The organism is Marinospirillum minutulum DSM 6287 (assembly GCF_000422325.1).
In the GTDB taxonomy this organism is placed as follows: Bacteria; Pseudomonadota; Gammaproteobacteria; order Pseudomonadales; family Halomonadaceae; genus Marinospirillum; species Marinospirillum minutulum.
Genome location: NZ_AULO01000013.1, coordinates 149,574 through 161,286 on the forward strand (window position 1 = coordinate 149,574; position 11,713 = coordinate 161,286).

Below are 11,713 nucleotides of genomic sequence, written 5' to 3' on the forward strand. Positions count from 1 at the left end.
TGTTAAAGGACAAAAGTATGCAGGCTTTAAAACTTTCTGTAAAAATTGCCGTCATTGGTGCAGGTGCTATGGGTTCTGGTATCGCCCAAGTTGCAGCTCAAGCAGGACACACTGTTTATCTACAAGACCAACAAGCCGGTGCAGCTGAAAAAGGCAAAGCCGGTATTGCTAAGGTTCTGCAAAAACGTGTTGATAGCGGCAAGATGCAGCAGGCCGATTTAGATGCCCTGCTAAGCCGTATTCAGCCTGTGGATAGCTTAGAAGAACTTGCTGACGCTGGCCTAGTTATTGAAGCCATTATTGAAAACCTAGACATTAAGCGCCAGCTATTTGCCAAGCTTGAAAATATTTGTAGTGAAGAAGTTATTCTAGCAACCAACACTTCTTCTATATCTGTTACTTCTTTAGGTGCTCAGCTAAAACGTCCAGAGCGTTTATTAGGTATGCACTTTTTCAATCCTGCGCCCTTAATGGCTTTGGTTGAAGTCATTCTTGGCTTGGCAACCGACAAAAAGCTTGCTGAAGTGGTTCATGCCACGGCTGCTGCTTGGGGCAAAAAGCCAGTTTTTGCAACGTCTACACCGGGCTTTATTGTTAACCGTGTTGCGCGTCCTTTCTATGCTGAAAGCCTACGCTTAATGCAAGAGCAAGCGGCAGACCCAGCCACACTAGATGCCTTATTGCGTGAAGCAGGCGGTTTCCGTATGGGTCCTTTTGAATTAATGGACTTAATCGGCCACGACGTTAACTATGCCGTGACTGAGTCGGTTTTCTCTGCCTATTACGGTGATTTCCGTTTTCAGCCTTCGCTTATTCAAAAAGCCTTAGTAGAAGCTGGCCGCTTAGGTCGTAAAACTGGCCAAGGTTTTTATTCTTATGCTGAGGGTGCCAAGCGCCCTGAAGCAGCAACCCAAGCCAAACAAAGTATTACTGAGCAACCAGTCATTATTGAAGGTGAACTGGGTGCTGCCAGTGGTTTAGTTGAACACTTTAAACAAACTGGCTTAAACGTAATTGAACGTGCCGGTGCGGGTGTCATTCGTTTTGGTGAAGCAACTCTAGCCTTAACTGATGGCCGTATGGCAAGTGAGCGAGTGGTTACTGATGGCTTACAAGACTTAATCCTTTTTGATTTAGCTAAGGACTACCAACAGGCTAGCCGCTTGGCTATTACAGCTGCAACGCAAACTTCTACACAAGCACTCGACGATGCCACTGCGCTTTTACAAAAAGCAGGACTAGCCGTTAGCTTACTGAGCGATTCCCCCGGCCTAGTGGTGATGCGTACTTTGGCTATGTTGGCTAACGAAGCGGCCGATGCCGTATTGCAAGGTGTTGCCAGTGCCGCCGATGTTGATCTTGCCATGTGTGCTGGTGTGAATTACCCACAAGGCCCACTGAGCTGGAGTGACAGTCTTGGCCAAGGCGTTATTTGGCAAGTGCTTACTAACTTACAAGCTAGTTATGGCGAAGACCGTTACCGTCCCTCGTTATTACTGCGCCGTAATGCCTTTAACGGACAAAGTTTTTCTGCTTAATACCTAACAATAAAAATACCTAATAATAAAAGAGAAGCGTTATGACAGATTTAACACCGCAACAATTAGCAGAAGCCTGTGCTGAAGCCATGTTTTCACGCGATCAGGCTAGCCAACAGCTAGGTATGAAAATTGCCTCGGTAGCACCCGGTCGTGCAGTGCTAACCATGACTGTTGATAACCGAATGATTCAAGGCCATGGCGCTTGCCATGGTGGATATCTTTTTACTCTGGCTGACTCTGCTTTTGCTTTTTCCTGCAACACCTACGACAAGGCAACAGTGGGTTCTGGCTGCAACATTGAATACGTTTCACCAGCCAAAGAAGGTGACTTATTAACTGCCACAGCCGTAGAGCTTACCCGTGGTAATCGTACCGGTATCTACGACATCACCATCACTAACCAAGCTGATCAGGTGGTTGCCTACTTCCGTGGTAAATCCTATCAAGTTCGCGGTAGCGTTCGCCGCCTAGAGGAATAACAATGACTCAAACGAATTTATTACAAGATGCTTACATTATAGATGCGATAAGAACCCCAGTTGGTCGTTATGGCGGCGCTTTATCTTCGGTCAGAGCCGATGACCTAGGTGCAATTCCTATGAAAGCCCTGATGGAACGTCACCCAGACTTAGACTGGAGCAAGGTTGATGACGTGCTTTATGGCTGCGCCAACCAAGCTGGTGAAGACAACCGTGATGTCGCTCGCATGTCAGCACTTTTAGCTGGCCTACCCATAGACGTACCTGGCGGCACCATTAACCGCCTGTGTGGCTCAGGTATGGATGCCGTCGGTACAGCAGCCCGTGCCTTGCGCACCGGCGAAGCCAAATTAATGATTGCCGGTGGCGTTGAATCTATGTCACGCGCACCCTTTGTAATGGGTAAAGCAGATTCAGCCTTCAGCCGCCAAGCAGAAATGTTTGATACCACCATTGGCTGGCGTTTCATTAACCCTTTAATGAAAAAGCAGTATGGCGTTGATTCCATGCCTGAAACGGCAGAAAACGTGGCTGAAGATTTTAATATTTCTCGTGCTGACCAAGATGCCTTTGCGCTACGCAGTCAAGAACGCACTGCTGCAGCTCAAGCTAATGGCCGTTTAGCGCAAGAAATCACCCCTGTTCTGGTTCCACGCCGCAAGCAAGAAGCCTTGGTTGTTGATACCGATGAACACCCTCGCCCTACTACGCTAGAAGCCCTGGCTAAACTACCGACACCTTTTAGAGAAGGCGGTAGCGTTACCCCAGGCAATGCTTCGGGTGTAAACGATGGTGCTTGTGCTTTGTTAATGGCCAGCTCTGAAGGCATTCAGCAGTTTGGCTTAAAGCCTCGTGCCAAAGTTATTGCTATGGCAACGGCTGGTGTCGAACCACGCATTATGGGGTTTGGGCCAGCGCCTGCTACCCGCAAAGTGCTAGAAGTTGCCGGTTTAAAACTTGAAGATATGGACGTTATTGAGCTAAACGAAGCCTTTGCTGCACAAGCACTGGCGGTAATGCGTGATTTAGGCTTACCTGATGATGCACCTCAGGTTAACCCTAATGGTGGTGCAATTTCTCTAGGTCACCCACTAGGTATGAGTGGGGCACGTTTAATTACCACAGCACTACATGAGCTTGAGAAACTTCACTCTGAAGGCAAATCTAGTCGCTATGCCCTCTGCACTATGTGTATTGGTGTTGGTCAAGGTATTGCACTAATAATTGAGCGGGTTTAAACCCACTTAATTAAATAAAAATAAAATTTGAGCTAAGGGCAGTTAATAGCTGCCCAACAACAAAAATCAGGAAATAAAAATGACCCTACCCCTACAAAAATTAGGCACCTTAGACCCACTAGAAACAGCCAGTTTAGATGAGCTAAGAAACACCCAGCTACAGCGCCTACGCTGGAGCTTAAATCATGCCTATACTAACGTTCCTTTTTATCGCAAAGCCTTTACCGATAAAGGCATTCATCCTTTAGATATTAACTGTTTAGAAGACTTGTCTAAGGTTGGTTTTACTACCAAGGCTGACCTACGTGACAACTACCCCTACGGCATGTTTGCCACACCCATGCGAGATATCGTTCGTATTCATGCATCCAGTGGTACAACGGGTCAACCTACTGTTGTTGGTTACACGCAAAACGACATTAATACTTGGGCCGATGTAGTCGCTCGCTCTATTCGTGCTGCTGGCGGCCATGCTGGCGACAAGGTTCACGTTGCTTACGGCTACGGTTTGTTTACGGGTGGTTTAGGTGCTCACTATGGTGCTGAACGCTTAGGCTGTACGGTTATTCCTATGTCGGGTGGCCAAACGGAAAAGCAGGTTCAGCTGATTAATGATTTTGGTCCTGACATCATTATGGTAACGCCTTCTTACATGCTAAACATTGCTGATGAATTTGATCGTCAAGGCATAGACCCCCACAAGCTACCACTGCGTATAGGTATCTTTGGTGCAGAGCCTTGGACAGACAGCATGCGTACCGAGCTAGAACAGCGTCTTGGTATTCAAGCATTAGATATTTATGGTTTGTCTGAAGTTATGGGGCCAGGTGTAGGTATGGAGTGTGCTGAAACTAGAGATGGCCCTACTATTTGGGAAGACCATTTTTATCCAGAAATTATTGATCCCAATACTGGTGAAGTATTACCCGATGGTGAGTATGGTGAGCTAGTATTCACTTCACTTACTAAAGAAGCTTTACCCATTATTCGCTACCGTACCCGTGACCTAACACGTTTATTGCCTGGCACAGCACGCCCTATGCGCCGCATTGACAAAATAACCGGCCGCAGCGATGACATGTTAATTATTCGTGGCGTAAACGTCTTCCCAACGCAGATAGAAGAGCAAATTTTAAAAATTGCAGCGCTAGCACCCCATTATGAAATAGTGGTGTACCGTGATGGTAATTTAGACTGTGTTGATATACGTGTAGAGCTTAAACCTGATGCTAACGCATCTGATGCTGAAACCTGCCAAAGAATTGCTAAGGAGTTACAGCATCATATTAAATCAGTTGTGGGTATTAGTACCCGTGTTAAGGTTTGCAATTCTGGCCTACTGCCACGTTCTGAAGGCAAGGCAACGCGAGTATTTGACAAGCGCAAATAACATTAAAAACCCTTTCCTAACCCCACTTCATGTGGGGTTTTTTATGCCTAAAATCCAGCTTTATTTTGATTTATGTCAAGAGATAATGCGACACACAATAAGTGATCTTGAATAAGATTTATGTATCACTTATAACTATAGTCGACTTGCAAGTCATTACCCAACAACAAAAACAAAATCAAAAGGTCGCAAACAATGGCTAAAAATGAACAGCTTGCTAAATCAATGGAATTCCCACCTGCTACAGAACAGCCCAATATCTATCCCTTATCTTGGCATTCACAAACAGAAAAGATGGAAGAAGTCTGGGATGCAGCACAACGCGAAAACTGGGATCCTAAACACCTACCTTGGGATACACTCGATGTCGACTCCTACTCTTGGGAAGAGCGTGAATCTATAGCCTACTGGTGGACTCTCTTATCCGTGTTCGATGCTTCTGCACCTCCAGTATTTGCTGAAGCTTTTATTAAAACCTACGAAATGCATGAAGAAGATGCAGTGCGCCGCTGCTTTTTTTCAGTAACCCGAGATGAGCAAAACCACGAACAAATGTGTGGCCTTGCTATCACTAAGTTTTTAGAACACCCAGACCCTTTAACCTACGAACCTAAAACTGAATTGGGTAAACGCCTTCAAAAAAATGCCAAATGGCTTTATTACAATGGTGGTCGCTATTGGAATGGCTACAAAAAAGCCGTACCTAAATACTCCCTAGGTGTGCTTTTCAGTTCTTTTTTAATGGGTGAAATTGCTGCTGCCACTATATTTAAACAAATGCACGAAAATAGCCGCGAGTTAGTTTTCAAAGAAGCCTTCAAAAACATAGGTCGTGATGAAGGGCGTCACATGGCAATTTGTATGGCACTCATGGAGCGTGACTACCCAGGCATGCAAGACGACGAACGTGCGCTAGTAACCAAGCAAATTCGTGCTGGTTATTTATTCCTATCAGCAGTTTTGTTTGAACCACCCATGGAGTTCTGGGATCTACCCGACGACTTTATTAGCAACCAGCGTGAGGCTGAAGAAATAGCACGTAATGCGGGTTTTGGTGTACCTAGCTATGAAGCTAAAAAAGAAAACTGGCGCAATGCTATGTTGAATTTAAAAGGCGTACTCGATCGTTACAATATCCCTTTCCCTGCCATTCCAGAAGTGGGCATTGATGGTCAAGAAGTGACTGATATAGATATGGCAGAAATTATTCCTGTCTTCTAATTTAGTCCATCCATCTAAGCCACAACAGCCCTAACTAGCTGTTGTGGCTTTAAACTCACACCCTTTTTTAACTATAAAAACAACCTCAAATAAGAGGCAGGTATGCAAAAAATTGTCCTCCATCCCTCGGGACGCGAAGTTGAATGTGCACCCGGTGATACAGTCTTAGCAGCACTAGAAAAAAAAGGTCATGCTCTACCCAACAACTGCCGTGCAGGTGCCTGTGGTGAATGCAAAGTAAAAGTTGTTTCCGGGCAGTTTGATCAAGGCATGGTACTAGACATGGCACTTAGCCAAGATGACCGTAAGCAGGGTTATGGGCTTATGTGTATGGCTAAACCTTTAACAGAAGAATTGGTAATAGAATGGGGAACAGAAGACGCTAGACCCAAGCTTTTTCCACCCAAAGAAAACCAGCGTTACATTATTACTGAAATTACCCAGTGCACACCCAAAATTAAACAATTAAGAATGCGCCCTATCGGCAAGGCAATGCGCTATTGGCCTGGGCAATACATAACCCTTGGTGACAACCCTAACACAGCACCTGAGCGCTGCTACTCCATTGCTAATGCACCAAGACAAGATGGTGAGCTGCTACTACAGATTACTCAAGTACCGGATGGAAAAACAAGTAGCTGGGTACACCAAGAACTAGCAGTGGGCGATATGTTAAAAATAAATGGCCCTTACGGTACCTTTATTGGAGACCCAGCAACAGATACTCCCGTACTTTGCTTGGCTGCAGGTTCTGGGCTTGCTCCTTTGTTATCACTGACAGAAGCGGCACTTAGGCGTGATTTTCGTAAGCCAGTAACCCTTATGCTTTCGGCAAGAACAGAAGCAGACTTATACGAAAAAGGCTTAATGAGCTATTGGGAAGCAAAACACCGCAACTTTAACTACAAACCAACCCTAACCCATGAAAGCAACCCTAACTACCTAAACGGCTTACTTCCTGATGTTTTACCAAAAACTTTTAAAGATTTATCAGAGCACAGTATTTTTATTGCCGGAAGCCCAGGTTTTGTAGATGCCTGCATTGAAGCAGTAAAAAAATTAGGCGCACCAGAAGAGCGTATTTTTACTGAAGGGTATTTTGATCAAGCCCAACCAACCATCGCACCTAAAAGCCATCTGGTTAGCTAGCTAATACCGCTTACACACTTGAATTTAACCTTCTAAAAAAGCGATACACTGAATTTTACTTTGCAAGAAATTCAGTGTATCGCTTAGTTTTTTTAGTGGCTTTTAACGCACAAATAGTCAAAAAATAACACGATACACAAAATCAATACTTGATATTAGTTTAGGTATCATATAAAAATAACACTAGCTTCTTAGCCAGATCATCTAGGTTACATAAGGTAACAATAGATAAAGAACAATAAAGACCCATTGGAGGCACTTATATGTACGCACAACTCGTTGAGACTGGAGTAAAACGCGTTAAGACATTAGAAGAAATGTCACCTGAAGAACGCGCCTTTCAAGAAAAGATTGATGCAGAAATTAAGATCGAGCCAAAAAACTGGATGCCCGATGCTTATCGCAAAACCTTGGTTCGCCAAATTTCTCAGCACGCTCACTCTGAAGTAGTCGGCATGTTACCTGAAGGCAACTGGGTAACGCGTGCGCCAACGCTAAAGCGTAAGCTACAGCTAATGGCAAAAATTCAAGATGAAGCCGGTCATGGTCTTTATCTGTACAGCGCTATGGAAACCTTAGGTGCCAGCCGCGATGAAGAAATTGAAAAGCTTCACCAGGGTAAAGCTAAGTATTCCAGTATTTTTAACTACCCAACGCTAAACTGGTCCGATATGGGTGCAGTTGGCTGGTTAGTAGATGGCGCTGCTATCGTAAACCAGGTTGTTCTACAGCGTACTTCTTACGGCCCTTATTCACGCGCTATGGTGCGTATTTGTAAAGAAGAAAGCTTCCACCAACGCCAAGGCTATCAAATTCTTCTCGATATGATGCGTGAAGGAACTGAAGAACAAAAGGCTATGGTTCAAGATTCTATTAACCGCCTTTGGTGGCCTGCACTAATGATGTTTGGTCCTTCAGACGAACACTCACCTAACTCACAACAGTCTATGGCTTGGAAAATTAAGCGTAAGAGTAATGATGAGTTGCGCCAAATGTTTATTGACCAAACCGTTCCTCAGCTTGAATTCCTTGGCTGTACAGCACCCGATCCAGACCTTAAGTGGAATGAAGAACGTGGCCACTATGACTTTGGTGAAATTGATTGGAATGAATTTTACGAAGTACTAAAAGGCAATGGTCCTTGTAACCGTGAACGGATTGCAACACGTAAAAAAGCAATTGATGAAGGTACTTGGGTACGTCAGGCCGCTAAAGCCTATGCCGAGAAACAAAAACAAAAACAGCGCGACGCCGCTTAATTATTAGGAGAATAAAAATGTCTGAAGAATGGCCACTCTACGAAGTATTTGTACGCAGTAAGCACGGTCTAAACCATCGCCACGTTGGCAGTGTTCACGCTGCGGATAAAGAAATGGCAATGGAAAACGCACGTGAACTTTATACTCGTCGTAATGAAGGTGTAAGCATTTGGGTTGTTCCATCCAACAACATCACTGCTTCTACTCCTGATGAGAAAGAGCCTTTATTCGATCCATCGCAAGACAAAGTTTATCGTCATGCTTCTTTCTATGAACTGCCCGACGAAGTTGGTCAGATGTAAGGGGGACCCTATGACACAAGCACTAACGCAACAACAGACTTTGCAGGAATACCTGCTAAGACTTGCAGATTCAAACCTAATTATTAGTCAGCGCCTTTGTGAACTCTGTGGTAAAGCACCCGCAGTAGAAGAAGAAATGGCACTAATGAATGTCGCACTAGACCTAGTTGGCCAAGCACGTAACTGGTATGAGTACGCAGCCGATTTAGATGAAGCAAAGCGTGATGCAGATACCCTAGCTTTTCGTCGTGATGCACACGATTACCGCAACCTGTTATTAACTGAACAGCCTAACGGTGATTATGCTGTAACCATGGTTCGCCAGTTTTATTTTGATGTATGGCACTACTTCACTTTGCAATCTTTAGTGAATGCGCCTGATGAGCGTATTGCAGGCATAGCTGCTAAAGCTTTGAAAGAAGTGACTTATCACCTACGCCGCTCTTCTGCTTGGGTTAAACGCCTAGGTGATGGCACAGAAGAAAGCCATCAGCGTATGGAAGAAGCGGTAGAAAGCCTTTGGCGCTTTACAGGTGAGCTAATTACACACGATCAGGTTGAACTAGACCTAGCAGCACAAGGTTTAGCACCTAATCCAGAACAACTAGCTGCAGACTGGAAAGGCATGGTTAAAGAAGTATTAACTGAAGCCACGCTTAGCCTACAAGATGACAATGCTTGGATGCACCTAGGTAGTAAAAAAGGTATCCATACAGAGCACTTAGGCTTAATTCTAGCTGAAATGCAGTTCTTACAGAGAGCTTATCCGGATGCTAAAACCTGGTAAAACATCTAAGCCGGTAGCGGCTCCACTTGAAAACCCAATGATTGCCAGTGATCTAGTTCCAGCCAATGCGTGCGGGAAGCCTTTAAGTGAAGATCAAATTTGGCAATTATTGCAAGAAGTGAAAGACCCTGAAGTACCGGCTGTAAGTGTTGTAGAGCTAGGGGTTATAAGAAAATTAAGTTGGCAAGGCCAGCAGCTGGTGGTAGATGTTACACCCACCTACTCTGGCTGTCCTGCTACTGATTTAATTGAAGAGTTAATTGCAGCAGCCTTAATGCAAGGCGGTATTCGTGATCCACAAATCAAGCGGGTGCTAACACCTGCTTGGACTACAGATTGGATTACTCCTGAAGGTAGAGAAAAACTTCGTCAGTTTGGTATAGCGCCACCTCAGGGTAGTGTCAGTAAGATGACACTACTAGGGCATGATCAGCAAGTTACTTGCCCCCATTGTGGTAGCAATCATACTGAACAAGTAAGTGAGTTTGGCTCTACTGCCTGTAAGGCGCTGTATCGCTGCACCGACTGTTTAGAACCCTTCGATTACTTCAAGTGCATATAACAAAATTGAGATTATTATGAGCCAATTCCATTCACTGACGATTAAAGAAGTCAGACCAGAAACACGTGATGCAGTATCGCTTGCATTTGAATTGCCAGAAAACTTGAAAGATGCTTATCGTTTTATACAAGGGCAGTACCTAACCCTAAGAACGCTAATTGATGGGGAAGATGTTCGTCGTTCTTACTCTGTTTGCACAGGCGTTAATGACGGTGAGTTACGTGTTGCTATAAAGAAAGTACCAGGTGGGGTTTTTTCAACTTTTGCTAATGAGCAGCTTAAAGCGGGTCAAGTAATTGATGTAATGCCACCACAAGGTAAGTTTTTTACCCAGCTAGACCCAAAGCAAGAAGGTAATTATTTAGCTATTGCGGCAGGTAGTGGTATAACACCTATTCTTTCAATTATTAAAACCACCTTAGAACAAGAACCTAAAAGTAAATTCACACTCTTTTATGGTAATTATTCAACCAGTTCCACCATGTTCCGTGAACAGCTATCCGATCTTAAAAATAAATACATGCAGCGCTTAAACTTAGTATTTATTTTTAATCGTGAGCAACAAGATATAGAACTGTATAACGGAATTATTGATAGCGAAAAATGTGATGCCTTGTTTGAGCAGTGGGTTAAACCAGCTGATTTAACTGCTGCATTTATTTGTGGTCCACTACAAATGACTGAAACTGTACGTGATTCTCTGCAAAGTCATGGCCTAGATAAGTCTAAGATTCACTATGAGCTTTTCACGCCAGCAGGTGGTGCTTCTGTAGCACGTCAAGACAGACCAGAAACAAAAGTTGATAACAAGCTGGTTAGTGAAGTTACTGTCATATCAGAAGGCCGTTCACTTGCATTTGAACTGGTTCGTAACACTAAAAGCATACTTGATGCAGGGAACGAAATAGGCGCAGACCTACCTTACTCTTGTAAAGCAGGTGTTTGCTCTACCTGCCGAGCCAAAGTTGTTGAGGGTGAGGTAGACATGGACTCTAACTACGCACTTGAAGACTACGAGCTTGAAGCTGGTTATGTACTATCTTGTCAGTGCTACCCGGTTAGCGATAAAGTTGTTTTAGACTACGACCAGTAAACTAATAGTTAATTTTTTTCCCTTGTTTATCCCCGCCTAGTGCGGGGATTTTTTTCCTTTTCTAAATACCTATAAAACTGTTCATCTTGCCTAATAACATTAGGTATTAAATCTAGGCTTTAATTTTTTTGCATAAAAAAACCCTCAGCCTATAGGCTGAGGGTTTAGTAATAAATGCCTGACGATGACCTACTTTATTCGCACCTTCCCTGGTGCTCACCCTACGGGCTGCCCTTTGGGCATTCTCTTGTGTTCCAGACACAAGAGTCACATGGGTCTGTTCAAGTAACTTTATCTATAACTAATAAAAAATCTCCCTGATCTTAGATCAGGGAGATTGTTTTATAAGTGCCTGACGATGACCTACTTTCACATGGGGAGACCCCACACTATCATCGGCGCTGAGCGGTTTCACTTCTGAGTTCGGCAAGGTATCAGGTGGTTCCCACTTGCTATGGTCGTCAGGCTTAACTGGCGGTTAAAAGCTTTTCTTTAACGCTTATTTGCGTTGTTACTGGGCTTTTATCCAAAAAGGGGCAAACATTCGTTTTGATCTTTTTAAGATCAAGTGTTTTAAAAGTGTTTTGTCTGGGTGTCTATTGATTGCTTAGTTTAAGCAGCCTTGATTCTGTGCATTAACCGTCGTATCCGGTTTTTTTCGTTGCTGTGTTACCGCACATAAAACCACTTGG

General features: G+C 44.1%; 11 protein-coding genes and 1 rRNA gene. 11 read left to right on the top strand and 1 reads right to left on the bottom strand.

Translation table 11 applies throughout. The features are described 5' to 3' along the window. Positions 1–17 precede the first annotated feature (17 nt). From paaH to paaE, 11 genes are all read left to right on the top strand, one after another. Positions 18–1,538 carry a 3-hydroxyacyl-CoA dehydrogenase PaaH gene (paaH, locus tag H571_RS0108530; RefSeq protein WP_027848932.1) on the top strand — a complete coding sequence of 507 codons (1,521 nt, stop codon included), beginning with the start codon at positions 18–20 and terminating at the stop codon, positions 1,536–1,538. Between the two features lie 41 nt (positions 1,539–1,579). Then, positions 1,580–2,020, top strand: a complete 441-nt coding sequence (gene paaI, locus H571_RS0108535; RefSeq protein ID WP_027848933.1) for a hydroxyphenylacetyl-CoA thioesterase PaaI — start codon at positions 1,580–1,582, stop codon at positions 2,018–2,020. A gap of 2 nt (positions 2,021–2,022) precedes the next feature. After that, complete coding sequence (pcaF, locus tag H571_RS0108540) at positions 2,023–3,258, top strand: 3-oxoadipyl-CoA thiolase (protein ID WP_027848934.1); 1,236 nt, start codon at positions 2,023–2,025, stop codon at positions 3,256–3,258. Between the two features lie 79 nt (positions 3,259–3,337). After that, the gene (paaK, locus tag H571_RS0108545) at positions 3,338–4,648 is read left to right on the top strand and encodes a phenylacetate--CoA ligase PaaK (RefSeq protein WP_027848935.1); all 1,311 of its coding nucleotides are present in this window, start codon (positions 3,338–3,340) and stop codon (positions 4,646–4,648) included. A 195-nt stretch (positions 4,649–4,843) separates the two neighbouring features. Continuing rightward, on the top strand, positions 4,844–5,869 hold the full coding sequence (locus H571_RS0108550) for a hypothetical protein (RefSeq protein ID WP_027848936.1): 1,026 nt from the start codon (positions 4,844–4,846) through the stop codon (positions 5,867–5,869). A 102-nt stretch (positions 5,870–5,971) separates the two neighbouring features. After that, complete coding sequence (locus H571_RS0108555; RefSeq protein WP_027848937.1) at positions 5,972–7,018, top strand: 2Fe-2S iron-sulfur cluster-binding protein; 1,047 nt, start codon at positions 5,972–5,974, stop codon at positions 7,016–7,018. Between the two features lie 263 nt (positions 7,019–7,281). Further along, positions 7,282–8,277: a 1,2-phenylacetyl-CoA epoxidase subunit PaaA gene (paaA, locus tag H571_RS0108560; protein WP_027848938.1), complete on the top strand. Its 996-nt coding sequence runs from the start codon at positions 7,282–7,284 to the stop codon at positions 8,275–8,277. A 17-nt stretch (positions 8,278–8,294) separates the two neighbouring features. Further along, positions 8,295–8,579, top strand: a complete 285-nt coding sequence (gene paaB / locus H571_RS0108565; protein WP_036217957.1) for a 1,2-phenylacetyl-CoA epoxidase subunit PaaB — start codon at positions 8,295–8,297, stop codon at positions 8,577–8,579. A 10-nt stretch (positions 8,580–8,589) separates the two neighbouring features. Then, a complete protein-coding gene (paaC, locus tag H571_RS0108570; RefSeq protein WP_036217959.1) occupies positions 8,590–9,366 on the top strand; it encodes a 1,2-phenylacetyl-CoA epoxidase subunit PaaC in 777 nt (258 codons plus the stop codon). After that, a complete protein-coding gene (gene paaD, locus H571_RS0108575; RefSeq protein WP_036217960.1) occupies positions 9,350–9,928 on the top strand; it encodes a 1,2-phenylacetyl-CoA epoxidase subunit PaaD in 579 nt (192 codons plus the stop codon). Before paaC ends, paaD begins: the two co-directional genes overlap by 17 nt. 16 nt (positions 9,929–9,944) lie before the next feature. Further along, positions 9,945–11,021, top strand: coding sequence for a 1,2-phenylacetyl-CoA epoxidase subunit PaaE (gene paaE / locus H571_RS0108580; protein WP_027848942.1), 1,077 nt, complete (start codon positions 9,945–9,947; stop codon positions 11,019–11,021). 350 nt (positions 11,022–11,371) lie between these two features. Here the strand turns inward: paaE and rrf are convergent. Continuing rightward, positions 11,372–11,487 (bottom strand): 5S ribosomal RNA (gene rrf, locus H571_RS0108585). Between the last annotated feature and the right edge of the window lie 226 nt (positions 11,488–11,713).

Bases quoted from the DNA above. Each gene is read 5' to 3' on its own strand.
- paaH (WP_027848932.1), top strand. From the start codon at position 18: ATGCAGGCTTTAAAACTTTCTGTAAAAATTGCCGTCATTGGTGCAGGT.
- paaD (WP_036217960.1), top strand. From the start codon at position 9,350: ATGCTAAAACCTGGTAAAACATCTAAGCCGGTAGCGGCTCCACTTGAA.
- paaB (WP_036217957.1), top strand. From the start codon at position 8,295: ATGTCTGAAGAATGGCCACTCTACGAAGTATTTGTACGCAGTAAGCAC.
- paaK (WP_027848935.1), top strand. From the start codon at position 3,338: ATGACCCTACCCCTACAAAAATTAGGCACCTTAGACCCACTAGAAACA.
- H571_RS0108555 (WP_027848937.1), top strand. From the start codon at position 5,972: ATGCAAAAAATTGTCCTCCATCCCTCGGGACGCGAAGTTGAATGTGCA.
- paaC (WP_036217959.1), top strand. From the start codon at position 8,590: ATGACACAAGCACTAACGCAACAACAGACTTTGCAGGAATACCTGCTA.
- pcaF (WP_027848934.1), top strand. From the start codon at position 2,023: ATGACTCAAACGAATTTATTACAAGATGCTTACATTATAGATGCGATA.
- paaE (WP_027848942.1), top strand. From the start codon at position 9,945: ATGAGCCAATTCCATTCACTGACGATTAAAGAAGTCAGACCAGAAACA.
- H571_RS0108550 (WP_027848936.1), top strand. From the start codon at position 4,844: ATGGCTAAAAATGAACAGCTTGCTAAATCAATGGAATTCCCACCTGCT.
- paaA (WP_027848938.1), top strand. From the start codon at position 7,282: ATGTACGCACAACTCGTTGAGACTGGAGTAAAACGCGTTAAGACATTA.
- paaI (WP_027848933.1), top strand. From the start codon at position 1,580: ATGACAGATTTAACACCGCAACAATTAGCAGAAGCCTGTGCTGAAGCC.